The 23,344-nt window shown below is 42.4% G+C and carries 21 protein-coding genes; 19 read left to right on the top strand and 2 right to left on the bottom strand.

Annotation, left to right across the window (positions count from 1 at the left end):
• Positions 1-4 precede the first annotated feature (4 nt).
• The 6 genes from xerD to ACPFYS_RS02235 all read left to right on the top strand — a co-directional run bounded on the left by xerD (position 5) and on the right by ACPFYS_RS02235 (position 6,882).
• A complete protein-coding gene (gene xerD, locus ACPFYS_RS02260) occupies positions 5-988 on the top strand; it encodes a site-specific tyrosine recombinase XerD (protein WP_427877422.1) in 984 nt (327 codons plus the stop codon).
• A 59-nt stretch (positions 989-1,047) separates the two neighbouring features.
• A complete protein-coding gene (locus tag ACPFYS_RS02255; protein WP_427877420.1) occupies positions 1,048-1,887 on the top strand; it encodes a ParA family protein in 840 nt (279 codons plus the stop codon).
• A 241-nt stretch (positions 1,888-2,128) separates the two neighbouring features.
• A complete protein-coding gene (typA, locus tag ACPFYS_RS02250) occupies positions 2,129-4,051 on the top strand; it encodes a translational GTPase TypA (protein ID WP_427877418.1) in 1,923 nt (640 codons plus the stop codon).
• A gap of 176 nt (positions 4,052-4,227) precedes the next feature.
• On the top strand, positions 4,228-4,635 hold the full coding sequence (locus ACPFYS_RS02245; RefSeq protein WP_427877416.1) for an alcohol dehydrogenase: 408 nt from the start codon (positions 4,228-4,230) through the stop codon (positions 4,633-4,635).
• A 136-nt stretch (positions 4,636-4,771) separates the two neighbouring features.
• On the top strand, positions 4,772-5,767 hold the full coding sequence (locus ACPFYS_RS02240) for a prephenate dehydratase domain-containing protein (RefSeq protein ID WP_427877414.1): 996 nt from the start codon (positions 4,772-4,774) through the stop codon (positions 5,765-5,767).
• A complete protein-coding gene (locus ACPFYS_RS02235; RefSeq protein WP_427877413.1) occupies positions 5,761-6,882 on the top strand; it encodes a prephenate dehydrogenase in 1,122 nt (373 codons plus the stop codon). The genes ACPFYS_RS02240 and ACPFYS_RS02235 overlap by 7 nt, the downstream gene beginning before the upstream one ends.
• 1 nt (position 6,883) lies before the next feature.
• Here the strand turns inward: ACPFYS_RS02235 and ACPFYS_RS02230 are convergent, their stop codons facing one another.
• Positions 6,884-7,177 carry a DUF6725 family protein gene (locus ACPFYS_RS02230; protein ID WP_427877412.1) on the bottom strand — a complete coding sequence of 98 codons (294 nt, stop codon included), beginning with the start codon at positions 7,175-7,177 and terminating at the stop codon, positions 6,884-6,886.
• Positions 7,178-7,260: 83 nt separating this feature from the next.
• Between ACPFYS_RS02230 and ACPFYS_RS02225 the strand changes: the two genes are divergently transcribed.
• From ACPFYS_RS02225 to mltG, 12 genes are all read left to right on the top strand, one after another.
• A complete protein-coding gene (locus ACPFYS_RS02225) occupies positions 7,261-8,295 on the top strand; it encodes a tyrosine recombinase XerC (protein WP_427877410.1) in 1,035 nt (344 codons plus the stop codon).
• A 504-nt stretch (positions 8,296-8,799) separates the two neighbouring features.
• Positions 8,800-10,434, top strand: coding sequence for a peptide ABC transporter substrate-binding protein (locus ACPFYS_RS02220; protein ID WP_427877408.1), 1,635 nt, complete (start codon positions 8,800-8,802; stop codon positions 10,432-10,434).
• A gap of 204 nt (positions 10,435-10,638) precedes the next feature.
• Complete coding sequence (locus ACPFYS_RS02215) at positions 10,639-11,565, top strand: ABC transporter permease (RefSeq protein WP_427877406.1); 927 nt, start codon at positions 10,639-10,641, stop codon at positions 11,563-11,565.
• 14 nt (positions 11,566-11,579) lie between these two features.
• Complete coding sequence (locus ACPFYS_RS02210) at positions 11,580-12,575, top strand: ABC transporter permease (protein ID WP_427877596.1); 996 nt, start codon at positions 11,580-11,582, stop codon at positions 12,573-12,575.
• 24 nt (positions 12,576-12,599) lie between these two features.
• On the top strand, positions 12,600-14,618 hold the full coding sequence (locus ACPFYS_RS02205) for a dipeptide ABC transporter ATP-binding protein (RefSeq protein ID WP_427877404.1): 2,019 nt from the start codon (positions 12,600-12,602) through the stop codon (positions 14,616-14,618).
• A gap of 97 nt (positions 14,619-14,715) precedes the next feature.
• Positions 14,716-15,069, top strand: coding sequence for a hypothetical protein (locus ACPFYS_RS02200; protein WP_427877402.1), 354 nt, complete (start codon positions 14,716-14,718; stop codon positions 15,067-15,069).
• 32 nt (positions 15,070-15,101) lie between these two features.
• A complete protein-coding gene (locus tag ACPFYS_RS02195; protein WP_427877401.1) occupies positions 15,102-15,776 on the top strand; it encodes a histidine phosphatase family protein in 675 nt (224 codons plus the stop codon).
• Between the two features lie 235 nt (positions 15,777-16,011).
• Positions 16,012-16,410, top strand: a complete 399-nt coding sequence (locus ACPFYS_RS02190; RefSeq protein WP_427877594.1) for a DUF948 domain-containing protein — start codon at positions 16,012-16,014, stop codon at positions 16,408-16,410.
• Entirely contained in the window at positions 16,410-16,667 is a 258-nt protein-coding gene (locus ACPFYS_RS02185; RefSeq protein ID WP_427877399.1) for a hypothetical protein, read from the top strand. Before ACPFYS_RS02190 ends, ACPFYS_RS02185 begins: the two co-directional genes overlap by 1 nt.
• A 20-nt stretch (positions 16,668-16,687) precedes the next feature.
• Positions 16,688-19,378, top strand: a complete 2,691-nt coding sequence (alaS, locus tag ACPFYS_RS02180) for an alanine--tRNA ligase (protein ID WP_427877398.1) — start codon at positions 16,688-16,690, stop codon at positions 19,376-19,378.
• A 53-nt stretch (positions 19,379-19,431) separates the two neighbouring features.
• The gene (gene ruvX, locus ACPFYS_RS02175) at positions 19,432-19,941 is read left to right on the top strand and encodes a Holliday junction resolvase RuvX (protein ID WP_427877396.1); all 510 of its coding nucleotides are present in this window, start codon (positions 19,432-19,434) and stop codon (positions 19,939-19,941) included.
• Between the two features lie 88 nt (positions 19,942-20,029).
• Positions 20,030-21,205 (top strand): endolytic transglycosylase MltG, encoded by a 1,176-nt coding sequence (gene mltG, locus ACPFYS_RS02170; protein ID WP_427877394.1) that lies wholly within the window; start codon positions 20,030-20,032, stop codon positions 21,203-21,205.
• A 67-nt stretch (positions 21,206-21,272) separates the two neighbouring features.
• On the opposite strand, the gene ACPFYS_RS02165 is transcribed toward mltG, so the two are convergent.
• Entirely contained in the window at positions 21,273-21,842 is a 570-nt protein-coding gene (locus ACPFYS_RS02165; RefSeq protein ID WP_427877393.1) for a peptidase A24, read from the bottom strand.
• 227 nt (positions 21,843-22,069) lie between these two features.
• On the opposite strand from ACPFYS_RS02165, the gene aroC reads away from it, so the two are divergent.
• Positions 22,070-23,257: a chorismate synthase gene (gene aroC / locus ACPFYS_RS02160; protein WP_427877391.1), complete on the top strand. Its 1,188-nt coding sequence runs from the start codon at positions 22,070-22,072 to the stop codon at positions 23,255-23,257.
• Positions 23,258-23,344 lie beyond the last annotated feature (87 nt).

The raw sequence follows: 23,344 nt of genomic DNA, 5'->3' as shown, positions 1-23,344 counted from the left end.
TTTTATGCGCTCGAAACTTGATTTTACTGATATTTCAGAAAATATTTCTACCAATATTCCTACCGATATTCCTAAAACTTTCGCACAATACGTGCAGAAATTTATTGCGCATATAGACATTGAGCGAGGTCTTTCTAAGAAAACAGTATCAGCCTACGAATCTGATTTAAAAGATTACACATCCTGGCTAGAATCAGCACGAAATGTAGGAAGTATTAAAGAAATTAGTGAATTAGATATCGAATCGTATGTGCGATACTTGCGTGAATCAGGCTTAGGCGCGAGAACAGTTGCGCGCAGACTCGCAAGTATTCACGAATGGCATAGGTTTATGCTCGCTCATTCAGACGTTCCAGCAGATGTTTCAGCATCAGTAAAAGCACCAAAACAGGAAGAGCATCTGCCTGATGTACTTAGTATAGATGAGGTTAGCAAAGTTATAGAAGCGGCAGGAAATTTCGGAAGTAAAGATGCTATTTCGCTTAGAGATAGTGCACTACTCGAGTTTTTATACGCTACTGGAGCGCGTATTTCTGAAGCTGTTAACGTAAAATTTGAAGATATCGATTTGGATGAGTCTGTAGTAAAACTTACTGGTAAAGGCTCTAAGCAACGTCTAGTTCCGATTGGCGGTTGCGCTGTTCGTGCGCTTAAAGAGTATATTAAAATCTCACGTCCGCTGCTGGCTGCTAAATCTAAACGAGAACTTCACACTATCTTCTTAAATAAGCGAGGTAACGCACTTTCTCGCCAGTCTGCTTGGGCAGTAGTTGCTGAAGCTGCCGAGCGTGCGAAACTAGGCAGGCCTCTTCATCCTCATACTTTACGTCATTCGCTTGCTACGCATCTTATTGCTGGCGGAGCTGATGTTAGAACAGTGCAGGAATTACTTGGTCATGCTTCCGTAACTACTACACAAATTTATACGCATATTAGCCCAGATGAGTTGGTAGAAGCCTACATATTAAGCCATCCTCGAGCTAGATAAGATTTGTTTTTGCTTTACCGGCGGGTTTCGTGAGTATACCTGTTGATAGAGTGGGAAGCATGCCTACTGATTTACTTGGACGCGAATATGATACTTTTCACGCGCCGGAACTGCTAACTTCTCACGGTCCTGCGCGAGTTATTGCTATGTGTAATCAAAAGGGCGGTGTTGGTAAAACTACGAGTTCTATTAACATTGCCGGTGCGTTAAGCCAGTACGGTAGGCGAGTTCTTATAGTAGATTTTGATCCGCAGGGTGCCGCTACTGTAGGTCTTGGTATTAACGCGAATGCGCTTGATAATACTGTTTACACTGCGCTTTTTGACTCATCTGTCGATGTTCACGATGTGATTCGTCATACGAACACTGAGAATATTGATATTATGCCTGCAAATATTGATCTTTCTGCCGCAGAAGTTCAGCTTGTTACGGAAGTTGGTCGTGAGCAGATTCTTGCAGGAGTATTGCGCAAAGTTCGTAACGAATACGACGTTATTATTATTGACTGCCAGCCTTCCTTAGGTTTACTTACTGTTAACGCACTTACTGCTGCTGACGGCGTAATTATTCCTGTTGCTGCAGAATTCTTCGCACTTCGCGGTGTGGCTTTGCTAATGCAGTCGATTGAAAAAGTTCAGTCTCGTATTAACCCGAATCTGGAAGTTTTTGGCGTGCTCGTAACAATGTATACGCGTACGCTTCATAGTGAGGAAGTTTTGCAGCGTATTTACGAAGCTTTCCAAGGTCGCGTTCTTCACTCTGTTATTTCTCGATCAATTAAGCTTCCTGATTCAACTGTTGCAGCTGTACCGATCACGATTTTTGCTCCTGAACACAAGACAGCAAAAGAGTATCGTGAGGTTGCGCGCGAATTAATTGCTAAGGGCGTAGTTGCGTAAGTTGACTTTTATGACATTTTAGTTAATCTAAGATTTTGTGCAGTTGATACTTTTATATTTTGAACTGTCTGCAACAGCGAGTAAAATCAGCGAGGTTTGGCAGCTGGCTGATTTTTGACTTTATGTCAATAATTTAGTGTTTGCCAATGAGAGTTTCGCTTCTTGGACGCTTTGTGCGTCTGAGTGAGTGTGTAATCAATAGTTTTAATACTTAAAACGCGAAGAATGGAAGAGGTTTGTGATGACTGTTCGCGGTGATATTCGAAATGTGGCAATTGTGGCGCACGTCGACCACGGTAAGACCACTCTGGTAAACGCCATGCTTCAGCAGTCGCACGTATTTTCTGAGCGTGAAGAAGTCCCAGATCGCGTTATGGATTCCAATGATTTGGAACGCGAAAAGGGCATTACTATTCTTGCTAAGAACACTGCTGTGCAGTACACCGGTCCGTTGGCTGAAAAATATGGCCACCCAGAAGGCATTACTATTAACGTGATTGATACCCCAGGCCACGCTGACTTTGGCGGCGAGGTTGAGCGCGGTATTTCTATGGTTGACGGCGTTGTTTTGTTGGTTGATGCTTCTGAAGGCCCGCTTCCACAGACTCGCTTTGTGCTTCGTAAAGCTTTGGAAGCTAAACTTCCTGTAATTTTGTGCGTGAACAAAGTTGATCGTCCAGACGCTCGTATTGAAGAAGTTGTTGGTGAGTCAACAGATTTGCTTCTTGGCTTGGCTCAGGACGTTGTTGAGGAAGGTATTGACCTCGATCTCGACGCTTTGCTTGATTTGCCAGTGATTTACTGCGCTGCTAAAGCCGGTTACGCTTCTGTTAATCAGCCTGCGAATGGTGCTCTTCCAGATAACGATAATTTGGAGCCTTTGTTTGACTCTATTATTTCCAACATTCCAGCTCCTGAATACGAAGAAGGCGCTCCTCTTCAGGCTCATGTTGCAAACATTGATTCCTCTGACTTCTTGGGTCGTCTTGGTTTAGTGCGTATTTACAACGGAACTTTGGAAAAGGGTAAGACTTACGGTCTTTCTCGCGTTGACGGATCTATTGAAAACTTCCGTGTTTCCGAGCTTCTTCGCACTCAAGGTTTGGAGCGTACTCCTGTAGCTTCTGCAGGTCCTGGCGATATTGTTGCTGTTGCAGGCGTGAACGACATTATGATTGGCGAAACGATTGTTGATCAGAACGATCCAAAGCCACTTCCGTTAATTCACGTCGATGATCCTGCAATTTCTATGACTTTCGGCGTAAACGATTCTCCTCTTGCCGGAACTGAAGGCAAAGATCATAAGCTTACTGCTCGTATGATTAAGGATCGTTTGGATCGCGAGCTTATTGGTAACGTTTCTATTAAAGTTCTTCCAACTGAGCGTCCAGATGCTTGGGAAGTTCAGGGTCGTGGCGAGCTTGCGTTGGCTGTGTTGGCTGAGCAGATGCGTCGCGAGGGATACGAGCTTACAGTTGGTCGTCCTCAGGTTGTTACTAAGACTATTGACGGTCAGATTAACGAGCCTATGGAAAGCACCACAATTGACGTTCCAGAAGAATACATGGGTACCGTCACTCAGCTTATGGCTGATCGTAAAGGTCGCATGGATTCTATGAGCAACCATGGTTCCGGTTGGGTTCGTTTGCAGTTTACTGTTCCTTCTCGCGGTCTTATTGGTTTCCGCACGGCTCTTCTTTCTGCTACTCGCGGAACTGGTATTGCAAGCTCTATTTCTGCCGGTTATGCTCCATGGGCTGGTCAAATTGTTACTCGTCAGAACGGTTCTATGGTTTGCGATCGTAAGGGTGTTGCAACTCCTTACGCTATGCAGCGTTTACAAGCTCGCGGTATCTTCTTCGTGGATCCGCAAAGCCCAGTTTACGAAGGCCAAATCGTTGGTATTAACAACAAGCCAGACGAGTTGGATGTGAACATTACGCTTGCTAAGCATATGACTAACATGCGTTCTTCAACCGCTGACGTGCTTGAAACTTTGACTCCACCAATCAAGATGAGCTTGGAAGAGTCTCTTGACTTTGCTAACGAAGACGAGTGCGTGGAAGTTACGCCTGAGTCTATTCGCGTGCGCAAGATTATTCTGAGCCGCGACGAATGGTATAAGTGGCGTGCTAAGCAGCGTCGTCAAAATAATAACGCGTGAGTCTTTAATGAATTGCGGCAGTGGTTTTTCAAAATCACTGCCGTTTTTTTTTTATAAGTAATTTATTGCGTTTATATTGTGCTTAGACAGTTTGTAACGCATGTATTTGAAGAGTTACATTTTTGCGCATTCTTTCGTAGCGTTTTATCGTTAAGTCGATATGTACAATAGTTTTTATGTCTTATAAGCCTTTATCTCATCGCTTGCCAGTATGGTTGCAATACGTAGTTACTTGCGTAAGTGCAGGCGTTTACGCTCTTATAGGTACTTTTGCTCACCGCGCTGGTGCGATTAACAATATGCCGTACGGTTTGTTTATGGCATTTATGCTTATAGTACTTTCAGCATGGTGTGCTAGGTCTCGTAATGGACGACATGGTCTTGTAGCGCATATGATAGTTTCTACTGTTGTAGTTTGGCTTATAGCTTTAGGATTTTTCGGTAATGCTATTGTTATTCCTGTTGGCTTTGGCGGTTTTGTTCCGTGGTTTTCGCAGTATGCTGGCTACATTTGGCTTTTCGGCATTCTTGTTGTTCACTTAGTTTTGCTTTGTATGCCGCAGCGTTGGTTTGTTATTGAATAGTAAAATAAGTAAAGAATTTGCAATAATTTAAGCGTGACTTCGCTGTGAATTTTGCATAAGAATCAGTATTAAGCAGTATTTTTACAGTATTCTTGATTACAATATTCTTAACTGCAACAGTTTTTAAGGAATACTTATGAATAGTAGTAACAGTAAGTGCTCGCGTAAATTATGCTATTTAGGGCCGGAAGGTTCTTTTACGCATCAAGCAGCTTTAAAAGTTCAGCAGCAGTTACAATCATTTGATAATTTGCAACTTATTCCAACTGCTTGCGAGAATGTTCTTAGTATTGCTAGTGAAATTGAAGAGAATCACAATTGGGGTGTTATTGCGTGGGAAAACAATATTGAAGGCGTTGTAATACCTAATTTAGATTTACTAATCGATGCAAAAAATATGGTTGGTATTGCTCGCGTAGGCGTAGATATTAGTTTTGATGCTGTTATTTGCAAATCAGATTCAATCGATAACTGTTCTACTATTGTTGCTCACCCTCACGCGTTGGCGCAATGTCGTAAGTTTGCTCAAGAGCGTGGATTGAAAGAAAAAACTGCGTCTTCAAATGCTGCTGCTTGTAGGGATTTAGTTCCTGGCGAAGTTGCTTTATGTCCTAAAATTTGTGCTGATTTATACAATAGGCAGATTGTGAGTGAAGCAGTTGAAGATTTTTCTGGAGCGCGAACTGAGTTTTTAGTGCTAGCTCCTCGAGATCAGGCTTTAGATTTTGTTAATGTGCAGCGAGAAAACTTTTCATCATTTTCCTCAATTATTGCGTTTATTCCGCGTTGCACAGGTGCTGGAGTGTTAGCAAATTTGCTTGATGTTGTGCGTGATCACGGTCTTAACATGACTTCTTTTATGTCTAGACCGATTAAAGGGCAAGGCGGTTTATACAGTTTTATTGCAACTGTTGATGCTGCTCCTTGGGATTTTATGTGTAAAGCTATGATTCAAGAGGTTGTTGAACATGGCGATTGGGTTCGAGCTTTAGCAGTGTATCCTTCCGATAAGCGCAATAATCCAGTTATGAATGATTGGATGCTGCCTCATGGTGGAGTGTGTGTTGAGCCTTCGGTTGATGCTTTGCATAATTTGAACGTAATGCAGGCAGAAAGAGAATTATTATGGTAGAAGATTCTGAGTTTTCGCAAAAATTTTCTGTTGGTATTGTAGGTCTTGGTCTTATTGGAGGATCTCTTGCAAAAAGACTTGCAAAATTGCCTGAATGTAGCGTTTATGCGTGGAATCGTCATCATAATCCATACGAAGAAGCTGAAAATTTAGGAATTACTTGCGTAGACAATGTGCAAGATTTAGCTAAGCTTCGCCCGAACGTTCTGATTTTGTGCAATTCTCTAGCTTCTATGCCAAGTATTTTGCAGGAAATCGCACCTTATGTTGACAAATCTTGCACAACTATTAGCGATGTTGGTAGTGTAAAAACTTTAGTTCGCAAGCAGGTTGCTGCAGCAGGTTTGCAAGATTGTTACGTTGGTGCGCATCCGATGGCTGGTAGCGAATTTACTGGTTGGGAAGCTTCTAGTGCTAGCTTGCTTGACAATGCTTTATGGGCTTTGACGGTTGATAATACTACTGAATTTTGGCGAGTTGCCGCAGTTTTGCGCATGATTGTTGATTTTTGTGCTAATAAGGCTATTGTTCTCGATGATATTACGCACGATAAGAGTGCTGCTCTGATTTCTCATATGCCTCATGTAGTTTCTACTGCTTTAGCAAATGTTTTGTGCGATCAGCCTAATCGTGCTATTGCTTTGCAATTATCTGCAGGCTCTTGGCGAGATATGACGCGCGTTGCTCTTACAGATCCTCAACGCACGCGTGCAATGGTAAGCGAAAATCGGCATAATACTGCGAAATTATTGCGTTCCGTAATTTCTGAGCTAACTTTTGCTGCGGATATGCTGGATCAAGATGTAGAAGTTGCTGACGATAATGAGCAGGAGTTTTTTGCTAAAGCTCAATCGTGGAGAGAATATAAATACCAGCAGCGCAACTCGTGTAAAACGAATATGCAACAAAGTGATGCTGCAAATAAAAACGATGCTGCTAATAGCAGATTGTGGAAGTATGATTCCAGAAGTAATTGGCAGGAAGATTTGCTGGATTCAGCGCGCTTAGGAGAATCTATTGTTGAAATCTCAGGATTTGATAATTGCAAATCTGATAAGTCGTTACGAAATCTGCAGCTTGTATTAACTTCAAATAATCTGCTTAGTAACGTGTAATCTACACTCGAAGTGGCTTTTGGAATTTGCGCTCTGGAATTGGTTTTAATCGTGCAATAGTTTTTGCATCTATGAACATTTCTTGAGCAGCTCTAGTTCCGTTTGCTGTTGGGTCTCGAAGTAAGTGAAGCGTTTCTCCATCCCACTCAAGTACGTGACCAATAGCATCATGATACTCGATTTTTTGCGCATGAGTGTGAGTATCTTCTATAATTTTATACGTTCTTACCACAATGCGCGCGCCTGCTGGAATTTGCTGCGGTAATGTAAGTGAATTTGGTGTACTTGTGTTCATAACATGCTCCTTGTTGTATTATGCATGTGACTGACGAGTATGGCAAACGTTTTGTTTTAAAGCGTTTATTGGATGGGAAGTCTATGAGTAATAGTGACGATAGTGCTAGTAGATCTAGTAGTGAATCTGCTGCTAGAGGCTTGGTTTGTCCTTCTAAATATGCGCGTTTAGTGGATGATTATATTGAGTATGTGCGTGCAAACAAGGGTTTGGGGGAGCGCACTCAGCGCGCTTATAGAACTGATATAACCTTATTTATGCTTTGGTGTGAGCAGAAGGGTTTTGGTGATATTTCTGATATCACTGTTGACGATTTGCGTCGTTGGATGGCAGATTCTTCTCGCGGGCGCGCGCGTTCTAGCTTAGTTCGTGAAGTGGTTTCTGTACGAGGATTTTTTGCTTGGGCTGAGCATGTTGGTAGGATTTCTTCAAATCCTGCGGAAATATTGATGACTCCAAAAATTTCAAATAAGCTTCCTACTGTTTTAGATGAGTCTCAGGCAGCTAAATTACTTGATTATGCTGATAGTTGCACTTGTTCCAATTCTTCAGATTCTTCTGTAGATAGTTCTTCTGTAGATAGTTCTTCTGTAGATAATTCTGTTAAGTCTGCTATTTTTTCGCGTAACGCTGCGATTCTTGAGCTTTTATACGCTACCGGTATTCGAGTTGGTGAACTTACTGGTTTGAATACTTGCGATATTAATTTTTCTGAACGAATGATAAAAGTTACTGGTAAAGGTAATAAGCAACGCGTTGTGCCATTTGGTCTTCCTGCTTTTCGGGCTGTAGAAAAATGGCTAAAGCATGGTAGAAAAGTGCTTGTAAAAAGTGATGAAGAAACTGCTTTATTTGTGGGCGCTAGGGGTAAGCGTATTGATCAGCGAATAGTTAGAGAGATTGTTCATTGTGCTGCATATAGCGCGAATGTGCCTGATATTGCTCCTCACGCTTTGCGTCACAGTGCTGCTACGCATATGCTTAACGGCGGTGCTGATTTAAGAGAAGTTCAAGAAATGCTTGGACATTCGTCGCTAAATACTACGCAAAGATATACGCATGTTTCTATTGAGACTTTGAAAAATTCGTATGCTAGAGCTTTTCCTAGAGCAGAATAGTGCTTTGGTGCTTTGCTTTGGTGCTTTATGCAGTAACGTTGCTTTTGTTAACAATTAGTTTGTAACATAAAAAGTTTGTAATTTTGATAAAATTTTGTTATTTGATTTTGTTTTTTGGAAAAATTTTTAAGCAGAGTGCAAATTTGCGCGCTTATATTTACTGTCGCGTTTATTAGTATGATATTTTCTAACTGTAATCCGTTATTGAATCGTATACATAAATTTACATCTGCGTAATATTTTATAAAACTGTAAAAAGTAGAAAAAATACATCAAATATAGCTATTTAGAGTTAATTTATTTATAAATAACTTTATATTTTATGCTTTTGCTACATAAAACCGTAAATTTGTTTTTTGTATATATGCTTGCTTTGTTTTATAAATTACGTATTATTGAATTTTAATCAATGGAGAGTCTCGTCTTGGATGTGTTATCTCACAATTCAGGGCGAGACTTTCGCGTTGAAAATAGATCCTGCCAGACCAACGTTAGGAGATATCCATGAAAAATAAGGCTTTAGTTTTTGCTGCTGCTGCCTGCTCGCTGGCCATGTTATTTGGAGGCTGCGGCTCTTCAGCTAAAAATGCGAAATCAAATGGTGGCAAGGTTATTATTACAGTAAATAACTCTGAACCACAGAACGAATTAATTCCTGGCAACATTAACGAAAATGCTGGCGCACGTCCTGCCATGTTGGTCAACTCCACGTTGGTCACTTTTGATGAAAAGGGCAACGCAGTAAACGAAGATGCTGAAAGCTTAACGCCAAACGCAGATTCCACCCAGTACACTGTGAAGTTGAAGGAAGGCAAGAAGTTCAGCGATGGTACCCCTATTACCGCTGAAAGCTTCACCAAAGCATGGAGCTTCGTTGCAAATGCTAAGAACGCTCAGAAGTGCGCTTCCTTCTTCCAGACCATTAAGGGTTATGACGAGCTGCAGAAGGCCGACAACAAGGGCGACGAGCAGCTTTCCGGTTTGAAGGTTGTTGATAAGAATACCTTCACCGTTGATTTGAAGCAGCCAGATTCCGTATTCCCAATTAAGGTAGGATACTTGGCATTTGCTCCACTTCCAGAATCCTTCTACAAGAATCCAAAGGCTTATGGTGAAAAGCCAGTATCCTCTGGTCCATACTTGTTCAAGTCCTGGGATCACAATAAGCAGATTGAGGTTGTAAAGAATCCTGATTACGACGGCCCACGCAAGGCTCAGAATGATGGAGTTACCTTCAAGATTTACACCGATGGTAATGCAGCCTACCGTGACGTGCAGTCCGGCAATCTCGATATGACTGATAACATCCCAGATACAGAAACCAGCAACTTCCAGTCTGATAGCACTATCACCGCTTACAACAAGCCTGGTTCTGTAATCCTTCAGTTCACCATTCCTTCTAATCTCCCACACTTCGACGTTAAGACTGAAGAAGGCCGCTTGCGTCGTCAAGCAATTTCTATGTCCATCGACCGTAAGGCAATTGCTGAAAAGGTGTTGAACAAGACTGCTGCTCCAGCAAACGATTTCACTTCTCCAAAGACTCCAGGTTACGATGCCAACTTGAAGGGTAGCGAACATCTGAAGTATGACGTTGACAAGGCTAAGGAATTGTGGAAGAAGGCTGACGCTATGTCCAAGTATGACGGCAACCTCACCTTCACTTACAATGCTGATAATGCAGTCGCAAAGTCCGTGTTTGAAGCTGTTGTTAACTACGTAAAGAACAATTTGGGTGTTAAGGCTGAAACCACACCAATTCCAACCTTCCAGGAATTCCGTGACGCATGCACCAAGCGTGAGATCAAGGGCGCATGGCGTGCAGGCTGGATGCCATATTACCCAAGCCCAGAAAATTACTTAACTCAGCAGTTCGCTTCTGTTGCAGCTGACGGTAATGGTTCTAATGATGGTGATTACAAGAATCCAAAGTTCGACGAGCTGTTGAATAAGGCAACTTCGTCTGCTGATGCTGATGAAGCTACTAAGCTTTACCACGAAGCTAACGAAACCCTTCTTGAAGATCTCCCATCTGTACCACTGCTTTACATGAATTCCAAGGCTGTTATGAGTCACGACTTGAAGGGCTTCGTAATGGATTGGCAGAATATGCCACTCTACTACCAGCTTCACAAGTAAGATGTAATAACTTTAAGCGAAACTATGTAAGTAAGTTTCATGATATTTAGTAATTGAAATTACTAAATTCACCTCTCAATAATTAAATATCGCAATTAGCGAGTATTGCTACTTCGGTTGAAAGGATTTAACTAAAAATATCTTTCGACCGAAGTGGCACTTTGTTGTTTTTATGACTAATCATTAATAATCAAGGAGAAACAGATGGGTAAGTACATTCTGCGTAGAATTTTGCAGATGATTCCTGTTGTTCTCGGCACAACTTTATTGGTTTATGCTTTAGTATTTGCTTTGCCAGGCGATCCTGTAAAAGCAATGTTCGGAGACAAACCAGTTAATCCTGCAGTAGCAGCACAAATAAGGGCTGATTACAATCTCGATAAACCATTTATTGTTCAATATTTACTATTCTTAAAGAATGCACTTACTCTTGATTTCGGGCAAACGTTTGCAGGTCGGCCTGTTATTGACGAAATTTCTGATGCGTTCCCTGTGACAGTGCAGCTTGCAATTATGGCATTTGCATTTGAAGCTTTGTTCGGTGTTGTCTTTGGTATTATTTCTGGACTTAAAAAAGGCAAATGGTACGATAGCGTAATTCTTATTGTCTCGCTTCTTCTTATTTCTGTACCAACATTTGTTACAGGCTATATTATGCAGTACGTATTCGCTATAAAGTGGCATATTCTTCCGCCTAATGTGAGTAATGATCCAGGATTCTTCGATATGCTCACTCCTGCAATAGTGCTTGGATCAGTTTCTATGGCATACGTGATACGACTTACAAGGTCCGAAGTTTCATCAAATATAGCTCTTGATTATGTGCGAACCGCTCGCGCTAAGGGATTAAGTGAAAGTGCGGTAACGGTTCGACACATTCTTAGAAACTCTTTAATCCCAGTAGTGACATTCCTAGGTCAAGACTTAGGTGCTCTTATGGGTGGCGCAATGATTACAGAAACTATTTTTAATATTCACGGCATTGGATACGCCACATATCAAGGTATTTTGAAGGGCGAAAGTAATCTAGTTGTTTCTGTAGTCACATTACTTATGCTGATTTTCGTAATTAGCAATTTACTTGTTGATATCTTGTACGCGGCTCTCGATCCGCGAATTCGTTACGCGTAAGGAGAAGCATGATTATGCAAGAAAAAGTTGAGGAAAATTTGACTGCTGCTGATATTGAGCTTCCAGGCCAAGAGCGTTATGTTGCGCCTCTTGAAGATACTCCTCTTCAAGAAGTTGATTCTGTTGATGAATCTGTTCCAGTAAGTGGAATGTGGTCTGATGCTTGGCGTACTCTCAGGCGCAACCCACTGTTTATTATTTCTGCGATATTAATTCTCGCAATATTCTTTATTGCTCTCTTCCCGGGAGTATTAGTTAAGAGTGGTGCTCCTTTTAATGGTAATCCTACTTACTGCTCACTTGATTATTCGCTCGCACACGGTTCTGCTGGGCATCCATTTGGATTTGATAAGCAGGGTTGTGATGTTTATGCGCGAGTAATATACGGCACGCGTACCTCAGTTACTATTGGTTTAATAGCAACGATATTAGCAGTGCTTGTAGGTTCTATGATTGGAGCTTTGGCAGGATTCTTTGGTGGCTGGGTTGACGCAGTACTAAGCCGTATCACAGATATCTTCTTGGCTCTTCCTATGCTGCTCGGCGCTATAGTTGTGTTGCAGATGTTTAAATCCACAAAATCAATGTGGAAAATAATTATGGTTATGGTTCTGTTCGGATGGGTGAGCGTAGCTAGAATTGCTAGAAGTGCCGTTATGGAATCAAAAAATCTTGAGTTTAATATAGCTTCTACAGCTTTAGGTTCAAGACCTGCGCGTAATCTTTTCCGCCATATTATTCCAAACTCGTTAGCTCCAATCATTGTTGTTGGTACAACCTCGCTCGGCTCTTACATTGTGTTGGAAGCAACCCTAAGCTTCTTAGGAATTGGTTTGCCAACCACAACAGTCAGCTGGGGTGGAGATATATTTACTTACAGTAGATATTTCAATAATAATCCTGAAGTTTTGTTATGTCCGTCTATTGCGCTCGCCATTACTGTTCTCTCATTCATTATGATGGGTGACGCTGTTAAGGATGCGTTGGATCCAAAGAGCCGTAAGGCGTGAAATTAGCGTGGAGGAATAATACAAATGAATGCAACAGGTAAAGACGTAAATATTCGTGCCATGCAATTAGCTCAAGGTCCTTTACTTGAAGTTAAGGATCTTCAGGTTGATTTCACTACAGACTCTAAAACGGCTGTGCACGCTGTACGCGACGTTAGTTTCAGCGTATACCCAGGTCAGTGGGTTGCAATAGTTGGTGAATCTGGTTCTGGAAAATCAACTTCGGCAATGGCAGTTCTTGGTTTACTTCCTGGAACCGGTCACGTTACTGGCGGATCTATTAAGCTAAAAGGCAAAGAAATCAGCAAATTAAAGCCAAAAGAGTATGCTGCGTTGCGCGGTAGTGCTATGGGCTTAGTTCCGCAAGATCCTATGAGTAATTTAAATCCTGTGTGGCGTATTGGTACGCAGGTAAAAGAAGCGCTTGTAGCAAATAATGTTGATTTAAGTCACGACAAACGTTCCGCATTAGCAGAAGCTTTAGCTGGAGATGCAGTCAAAGTTAAGGGAAGCGAAGACGAAACATTCCTTGGTTCAAAAGAGCTTCCTGAACTTATGAAAGCTGCTAGAGAAGCGTTAATTTCTGCAGGAGTTGATGAAGATAGCGATAAGTTCCACGATCTGTTTGAATACTACAAAAAAGAGTGGGTTCCAGGATCTGAAACTCGCTGGCGTGTTGCAGACGATTTAATTAAGGGCGGAGTAAGCGACGTTATTGCTTGGGAGATAGCAAAAAAGTACGTTATTGGATCTTCTATGGAAGATCGTATCGCCGGCTTACTTGACGAGGCTGGTTTGCCAGATGCTGCAACGCGTGCGCGTCAGTTCCCGCACGAGTTTTCTGGCGGTATGCGCCAGCGCGCTTTGATTGCTATTGGTTTGGCTTGCCGTCCAGATCTGCTTATTGCAGATGAGCCGACTTCCGCTTTGGATGTTACAGTGCAAAAGCGTATTCTTGACCACTTGCACACGCTCACAGATTCGCTTGGCACGTCTGTGTTGTTTATTACTCACGATTTAGGTTTGGCTGCTGCTCGCGCACAGCATGTTGTGGTTATGTATAAGGGTCGTGTTGTTGAATCTGGTCCATCTTTGGAAGTTTTGCAGCATCCTCAGCATCCGTATACAAAGCGACTTGTTGCCGCAGCTCCATCTTTGGCATCTCAGCGAATCATCTCAGTAAAAGAGCATGGTGGTAATGCCGATAGCCTTCTTGAGCATCATGTAGTGGGTGAGCAAGCTCTTGAAAAGAGTGAGCATATTATTACTGTGGATCACTTAACTCGTGAGTTTAAACTTCCTCGTAAGAAGGAACTATTTAAAGCCGTTGACGACGTTTCGTTCTCAATTAAGCGCGGAACTACTTTGGCAATCGTGGGTGAATCTGGTTCTGGTAAATCTACTGTTGCAAATATGGTTTTGCGTTTGCTTAAGCCAACGAGTGGAACAGTTACTTACGAAGGTAAGAATATTGCTGATTTGAAGGGCGCGGATTTGCTTGATTTCCGCCGTCATGTTCAGCCGGTGTTCCAGAATCCATATGGCTCTCTTGATCCTATGTATTCTATCTACCGTTCTATTGAGGAGCCGTTGCGCATTCATAAGATTGGTGATAAAAAGAGCAGACAGAATCGAGTTCGCGAGCTTTTAGATATGGTTCAAATGCCTACATCTGTTATGACTCGCTTCCCGAATGAGCTTTCAGGTGGTCAGCGTCAGCGTATTGCAATTGCTCGAGCTATGGCTTTGAACCCTGACGTAATCGTTTGCGATGAAGCTGTTTCTGCTTTGGATGTTCTTGTGCAAGATCAGGTTCTTCGTTTGCTTAACGACTTGCAAGCCGAGCGTGGTTTGAGCTATTTGTTCATTACTCACGATTTGGCTGTGGTTCGTCAGATTGCGGATGAAGTTGTTGTTATGCAGCACGGAAAGTTGGTAGAACACGCAACTACCGACGAGGTGTTCGATCATCCTCAGATGGATTATACGCGCGATTTGCTTGATGCAATTCCTGGCGGTAATTTGAGGTTAGGTTTGGACTAGGCTGATTAAGCTTTTAAGGCGCGGTGTTTCTTTTGGAGCTCCGCGCCTTTTATTTTATTTAATTTATTCGCGCGTTATATAGCGACGTACACACATATTGTCGAAAACATCGGACGATTATGTGTTTTCGACAGTTTTGTCCTATATTTTGTCGATTTCACCAAATGATTTTGTGTTTTCGACAGTTTTGTCCTATATTTTGTCGATTTCACCAAATGATTTTGTGTTTTCGACAGTTTTGTCCTATATTTTGTCGATTTCACCAAATGATTTTGTGTTTTCGACAGTTTTGTCCTATATTTTGTCGATTTCACCAAATGATTTTGTGTTTTCGACAGTTTTTGCTTGCGTTTTGTTTATTTCATCGGCTGATTTTGTGTTTTCGACAGTTTCGTCGATTAGCCTCGCAAATACCTACGTAAGAAGTTGCGTAAGTATTTGCGTATCGTAGTATTCTCTAAGTTTTAGTGACATAATGGAGCTATGTTGCTGCATCTTTATTTGGTTCGTCATGGACAAACCATGTTTAATCGTTATAACCGCTTGCAAGGCTGGTCAAATTCTCCTCTTACAGAAAAAGGACTTGCTGACGCTGATCGTGCTGCAGAAAAATTAGCTAACATAACTTTTGCTGCAGCTTACTGCTCTGACACTACTCGCGCACAAGTCACAGCTCAAAGGATTTTAGATTTAAACGAAAAGAACGGTCAAAAGCGTCCTAATCTTATAAGTGACATGCATTTTCGCGAGCAATGTTATGGATATTTTGAAGGTCAAGATATGAACATGTCATGGTGGGCTGCAGGTGCTGCAAAAGGAGCTCACACTTATAACGAAATAGTTGAAAAGTTTGGTCTTTCAGCCACTAGAGACATGTTGAAAGAGGCAGATCCATTTCATGATGCTGAGTCAGATATTGAATATTGGAATAGAGTAGAAGGTGGATTTGCTATCATAGCTTCCAATAGTTCGCTTCACGATGGCGATAACGTATTACAGATTTCTCACGGGAATACTCTGCTTAGTCTTATGCATCGTTTTGCTTCTGGAGATTACGATTTAAGTGAGCGTCCGCAAAACGGTAGTGTTACAAGACTCGATTTCGATACTTCTCTTCCTTTAGATAGTGCTGTAAAAGTAGTTGGTTACAACGAGTAGATATTTTTATTGCAACGAGTATCTGTAGTGTGAGAAAAAACTAGAGAAATTAGAAAAGCTTGCAATCAACTATTAGCTGTGTTGTGTTGGTTTTTCGGGAGAATAGTAGGGTTTTGCACACTTTGCGTCGTGGCCGTTCGTTAGTCTTGAGTCATTGCATAGGGTATCAGCCACGCATGTATGTGTATGAGTGGATGAACCACGAGCGTGCATTATTGTGTGGAAAGAGGTTACGATGAGCGTTGGAGACATCGCTGGGCTTATTGCCGCTGTTTCATTCGCAGTGCTTTCGGGCTTCTTGATTTATCCGTTAATTAGATTGGGCAAGTTGTTCGATCAGATTGCGAATACTATCAAAGAGTCTGGTGAGCATGCTTTGCCTGCAATCGATGAGTCTGTAACGACGGTAAAGCAAGTAAATAAAACGCTAGAAGATGTAAATGCTGTTTCTAGTGCTGCTCGCACTACTGCTACAAATATCGGCTCTCTTACTGATTTGTACGGAGCGTTCCTTGGTAAACCAATTATTAAAATTGCTGCCGCAGGTTATGCTCTTAAAGATACTGTTGCCTCTTTCTTTAATAAGCCATCAGTTCCAACAGATGTTAAATCTACAAAGCATAAGGAGGCGTGATGCTTAAGCGCTTGTTTTGGCTTTTTGTAGGTATGATAATTGGCGTTCTTGTAGTTACTAAGGCTCGTGCTTATGTTAAAGGGAAACTTCCTGAATCTGCGCGCAATTTCTTTTTCGATAAAGAGCCTGAGAATTTAACATTAAGTACTATTCTCGGTTTGTGCAAGGATTTCAATACGAGTCGTAAAGCGCACGAAACTGAGTTAAACAATAAATATGCACGCCGTTCTCACAGTGCTCGTGGCGATATTTTCTAAAAAATAAGGAGTTTGTACGTATGCGTACAGCAGAAATTGCAAAACGTTATCTTGACTATTTTGCTAAGAATGGTCATATGGTCGTTCCTTCGGCATCGCTTATCTCACCGAACCCAACTACTTTATTCACTATCGCAGGCATGGTGCCTTTTATTCCGTACTTGTTAGGTGAGCAAACTCCACCTTCACGCAGGATGGCGTCAAACCAAAAGTGTGTTCGTACTCTTGATATTGACGAAGTCGGTAAAACTACTCGTCACGGCACCTTCTTCCAAATGGTAGGTAACTTCTCCTTCGGTGATTATTTCAAAGAAGAAGCAATTCACTACGCTTGGGAGCTTTTAACCACTCCGCAAGATAAAGGCGGTTACGGTTTTGACCCAGAAAAGCTTTGGGTAACTACTTACACTGACGACGATGAAGCTCGCGCAATTTGGAAGAACGAAGGCTTCGACCCAGAGCACATGCAAGTTTTCGGCATGGAAGATAACTTCTGGACTACCGGTGGTCCTGGTCCTGGCGGCCCATGCTCTGAAATTTACGTAGATCGCGGTCCTAAGTATGGTAAGGATGGCGGTCCTGCTGCTGACGAATCTCGTTTTATTGAGATTTGGGATTTGGTTTTCGAAAACTACCAGGTAGATAACGTTAAGTCTAAGACAGATTTGCATATTGCCGGCGAATTGGATCAAAAGAATATTGATACCGGCGCTGGTCTGGAACGTTTAGCTTACCTTATGCAAGGTAAAGAAAATATTTACGAAACTGACGAAGTTTACCCAGTTATTGAAGCTGCAGAAAAGCTAAGCGGTGTAAAGTACGGCGATAATAACGATGCTGACGTGCGTTTCCGCGTTGTAGCTGATCATGTACGTTCCGCTTTGATGATTATGAGCGACGGTGTGCGCCCAAGTAACGTTGGCCGCGGATACGTGCTTCGTCGTCTTCTTCGCAGAACTGTTCGCGCAATGCGTATGCTCGGTGTTCAAGACCCAGTTTTGCCAACGCTTTTCCCAGTTTCTAAGGCTGCAATGGAACCAAGCTACCCAGAGCTTAACAATACTTTCCATGAGGTTAGTGAAGCTGCTTACGGTGAGGAAGATGCGTTCCGTCGTACTCTTGAAAAGGGCACGACTATTCTTGACTTGGCTGTTGAAAAAGCTAAGAAAGAACACAAGGATGACCCTATGGTTGGCGGCGCAGATGCCTTTACTTTGCACGATACTTACGGTTTCCCAATTGAGTTGACTCTTGAGATGGCCGCTGAGCAGGGTGTTAAGGTTGATGAAGCTAAGTTCCGTGAGCTTATGAGCGAACAGAAAGGTCGCGCTCGCGCCGATGCTCTGAAGAAGCGTCACAATGTGGACGTTAGCGTTTACGACGACATTAAGAAGGCGCTCGAAAAGCCAATAGACTTCCTCGGTTACACTGACTTCTCAAGCCGTTCTAACGTTTTGGCAATTGTTGAAGCAGGTAAGGGCTCTGTTAAAAGCGTTACCGCTCCTGCAAACGTTGAGGTTATTCTCGATCGCACGCCATTCTACGCTGAGCGCGGCGGCCAGATTGCTGACCAGGGCGAGATTATTTCCGACGACGGCGCAATTTTGGAAGTTGACGACGTTCAGCGTCCAATCAAGGATTTGATTGTTCACAGCTGCCGTTTGACTGAAGGAACGCTTAACGTTGGCGCTCCAGTGAACACGAATATTGATCAGGTTCGCAGAGCTGCTCTTGCACGTTCTCACACCGCTACCCACACTCTTCACAAGGCTTTGCGCGAAGAGCTTGGCCCACAGGCAACTCAGCGCGGTTCCGTGGTTGATCCAGATCGTTTGCGCTTTGACTTCCAGTGGCCAAAGGCTGTTGATAAAGATGCGCTTTCACGCGTGGAAGCTCGCGTAAACGAGCGTATTCGCGACGATTTGCAGGTTGTTCCTAAGGAAATGCCAATCGACGACGCTTTTAAGCTTGGAGCAATGCACTTGTTCGGCGAAAAGTACGGCGACGTTGTGCGCGTGGTTGAAATCGGCGACGGTTGGAGCCGCGAGCTTTGCGGTGGCACTCACGCTAAGAGCACCGGCAAGATTGGTATGGTCACTATTCTTTCGGAGTCTTCCATTGGCTCTGGTGTTCGTCGTATTGATGCACTTTGCGGCGAGGCAGCGTACGAGTATGGCGCTCGCGAGCACGCTTTAGTTGCTCAATTTGCAGACATGGTGAACGCTCGCCCAGACGAGTTGGTTGAACGTTTGGAATCCTTGCTTAACAAGATGAAGGATTCGGATCGTAAGCTCGCTGCAGTCTATGAGTCTCGGCTCGCTAATTCCGTTCCAGCTCTGATTGAGGCTGCTAAAGCTGCTGCCGGAAACATTAAGTTGGCTGTTAAGAACGTTGGTAACTTTGGTTCCTTCGATACGCTCCGTAAGACGGTGCTCGACGTTCGCTCTCGCCTAGGTGAGGATGCTCCTGCAGTAGTAGTTTTGAGCGGCGTAAACGAGGATGATAAGCCAATGGTTGCTGTGGCCACAAACGAGGCTGCGCGCGGACTTGGAGCTAAGGCTGGTGACTTGGTTCGCATTGCTTCTAAGGTTCTCGGCGGCGGTGGCGGCGGCAAGCCGGACTTCGCTCAGGGCGGCGGTACGGATGCTTCTAAGATTGACGAAGCGTTGGAAGCTGTGAAGCGCCAGTGTCTAAGCTCGCATAATGCGTAGCTATCCGCTTAAAACAGAACGATATAATCTTTACCAAAAGCAGCACAAAATTCATGGTGTGGTTAGGTATTGATTTGGGTGATGCTAGGGTCGGACTTGCTCTTTCCGACCCTGAGCTCACTTTTGCGCACCCGATTGGCAATGTGCAAGTTTTCGGAGATTCTTTTAGAGCTATTGACGAAATTATGAGTCTTATTGAAGAACATCATGTTCGTCGCGTTATTATTGGACTTCCTTTGCAACTTAACGGTTCTGAAGGAAAATCTGCGAAAAAAGCGCAACGTTGGGGGAAAAATTTAGCTAAACGTATTCAAATAGCACAAAATGATGGTGATTGGGCGCTTTCTTATGTGCCTGATATTGTTTGGAAGGATGAGCGTTTAACAACAGTTAGTGCTCATCGGCAGTTGCTACAAGCTGATTTTTCTACTCGGCAACATCGTCCTATGGTAGATCAGCAGTCGGCGGTTCTTATTTTGCAGTCTGCGCTAGATGCGCATACAATTGATTCTCGTGCTGCAAAATATGGCGCAGTTGATAGTAGTAACAGTGAGGTTGACTAGTTTAGTTTAACTGCAAAATGTTGCTGCAAGCATAGTCTAATTTGAATATTAATAGTTGTTGAGAGAGCGTAATAAAAGGGAGTTTTGAGTGTCTGAAGATTTTGACGAATTTTTTGAGCGCCATACTCACTGGAGTGAGCATGAAAAAGATTCTTCGCATGAAGATGTTCCGCCAAAACCTCCTAAATCTCGTCGTGAATTACATAAACAGCGCGTTGCAAAAAGCAGAAAGCGTTCTATACTTATAACTTTAACTGTTGTTATTGTTATATTATTAACGCTTTTTACCTACGCAGGGTATAGTGTCGTACGTTACTTTCGTTCTGCTCAAGACTCTTCTATTTCGGAAGATTGGCCGGGTCCAGGATTTGGTTCTGTAGAATTTGTTGTAAACCCAGGCGAAGGCGCTATGAAGGTTGGTGCAAATCTTGTAAAAGCGCAAGTAGTTAAATCACAATCCAATTTTGCTACAACAGTTTCTTCAAACAATAAGATTCTTTATCCTGGAATTTACAAGCTTAAAAAACACATGTCGTCTATGGACGTTGTTGATATTCTTTCAGACCGCACTAAAGCTCAGGGATTCTTAGAAGTTAAAGCAGGAGAAAAGGCGGCTGATATTATTCATAGAGCATCCGCATTATCAAATATTAGTTTCGATAAATTCAAAGCAATTATAGACAATAAGGGAGCTGGAATTCTGCCTCCTGAAGCTAACGGAAGTTTCGAAGCGTGGTTTGAGCCAGGAGTTTACAATGTAAAATCCATGAAAAGTGCGGAAGAAATTCTATCAAACATGGTGAAAAAACGAATAGCTAAGCTTGACTCTCTTGGTATTCCAAAAGGCGAGAATCGTGAGAAGTCGTTGATAATTGCCTCTATTGCGGAAGCAGAAGTAAATAGTAGTGAGTATTACGGGAAAGTTGTGCGAGTAATATTAAACCGCTTATCTCAAGATATGCCACTAGGAATGGATTCAACAATTGGTTACGGCGCTGGAGTAGAGCCGATTAAACTTACGCAGGCAATGCTTGACGATCCTAATAATATTTACAACACGCGTATTCACAAGGGCTTGCCTCCTACTCCTATTAACACCCCAGGTGATAATGCTCTTATGGCAACGCTTAAGCCTCAAGATGGGCCGTGGATTTATTTCGTTACCACGAACTTAAAAACTGGAGAAACAAAGTTTACTGCAGATATGCAAGAGTTTTTGAAATTCCGTGACGAGTATAAGCGTTCAAACGCGAACGCTAATTAAACTCTTTCATTCTGTTAGATTTTTCTGTTAGATTTTCTGTTAGATTTTAATATCTGATATTTAATCTCTAGTACCAGCAAAACAGCGTAGCTAATATTGCAGATATCGTTAATACTGGCACAAACGGCATGCGAGTATCGTACAGTTTATGATTTCGTGCGCTATTTTTCTTAAGTATACGAACATAAATTAGTTGCCACAAAACTACACACACTAATCCAACTAATCCTGTTAAAGCAAACCAAAGTGCATAAGCATATAATCCAAAAAATCCTACTGCTTGAGAAAGCATAATAGCGCAAGTTACGTCGCCAAATCCTAAAGCATTTTTCCCAGCACATAATCTCAAAATTTCGTACAATAATGCTGTCAAAAAGCAGCAAAACCAACCCATAAGCAGTGGGTTAAAACAAGAGTGTATTGAGAAATTTTGTTTTATAAAATACGTAACAGATACGTACAGAGCAGTTGACAACGATTGTGTAAATAAAGTAGCGAGTACCCACATGCGTGGTATCATGCGACTTTTGAAATCACTTGCGCATAAAAATATTGAGCCAACAAGCGTCGGACTAAGCGTTGCAGCAAAAACAATTGCCTCGTAAAGCCAATTAGGAATAAGTAAAGAATTTATCATGCTAAGTATCGTAATTAGCTTTTTGAGTTAATCAATATTTATTAAGCATTGTGGATACAGGCTATTTTGTAAATGAAATCTAGTAAAAATAGAATAACTTTCCAAAATACTGTCACAATATTGGCGCAATACTGGCACAACTGTAAAATGTTAAAACTATAAGCTAAAAATAAGTGTAAGAAAGAATAGTTTAATTGTAAGTTTTTAACGAGTGAATGGAGTGAGGTATGCTTAGGTGGCAGACTGCGGGTGAATCGCACGGGGAATCATTAATAGCGATGATTGAAGGCATTCCTTCCGGTATTCATTTAACTAGCAAAGATATTAGTGATGCGCTTGCTCGTCGTCGTTTAGGTTACGGGCGTGGAATGCGCATGAAGTTCGAAGAAGATAAAGTGCGTGTGCTTACTGGAATAAGACACGGCATAACACTTGGGTCGCCTATTGCTATAGAAATAGCAAATTCAGAGTGGCCAAAATGGAAAGAAGTTATGAGCACAGAACCTGTGCAGAAAGAAATTGAAGCAGAAGGAAGAAATGCTCCGCTTTCTAGACCTCGTCCTGGTCATGCAGACTTAACAGGAATGAGAAAATATGCTTTTGATGATATTCGCGAAGTACTTGAGCGCTCTAGTGCTAGAGAAACTGCTGCGAGAGTAGCTTTAGGGGCTGTAGCAGCACAGTTTTTGGAACAAGCATTGAACGTTAGAACTGTGGCTCATGTAATTGGAATTGGCGGAGAGTACGTAAGTGGTGAAGTTCCGCTACCAACTCCGGATGATGTATTTGCTTTAGATAATTCGCCAGTAAGAACGCTTGATAAAAGAGCTGAGTTGCGAATGGTATCAAAAATTAACGAAGCTAAAGATGTTACAGACACTTTGGGTGGAGTAGTTGAAGCGTTAGCTTACGGAATGCCTGCAGGAGTCGGCACATATGTGGAAGCGGATAGGCGATTAGATGCAGCAATTGCAGGGAATGTTATGAGCATTCAGGCAATTAAAGGTGTAGAAATTGGTGATGGTTTTGCTGAAGCTGATCGTTTAGGTTCTCAAGCTCATGATGAAATTATTATGAACGAGTTTGGGCATATTGTTAGAGCTACTAACAGAGCAGGCGGAATCGAAGGCGGAATGTCGAATGGCGAAATTATTCGCGTGCGCGCGGCAATGAAGCCAATACCATCGATTCCTCGCGCTTTAAGAACAGTAGATATTTCATCGGGATTAGAGGCGCAAGCAATCAACCAGCGTTCAGATTCTAATGCAGTTCCAGCCGCATCTATTGTTGTTGAAGCAATGCTTAGACTTACTTTAGCCCAATATTCGTTAGAGAAATTCGGCGGAGATTCCGTGGAAGAAATTAGACGTAACGCTCGCAGCTATGTAGATTCATGGCCGGAACATATGCGTTAAGGATGTGAGTTGTGATGGAAGAAAATCGTCCGTTCGGCGATAATTTCACAAAATTCTCTGACGATAGCGGTGAAGAAGATAGTATTT

Origin of the sequence: Gardnerella sp. 2492 (assembly GCF_050320365.1) — a bacterium.
Classification (GTDB): Bacteria; Actinomycetota; Actinomycetes; order Actinomycetales; family Bifidobacteriaceae; genus Bifidobacterium.
This window is presented reverse-complemented; position numbering and strand designations above follow the sequence as displayed.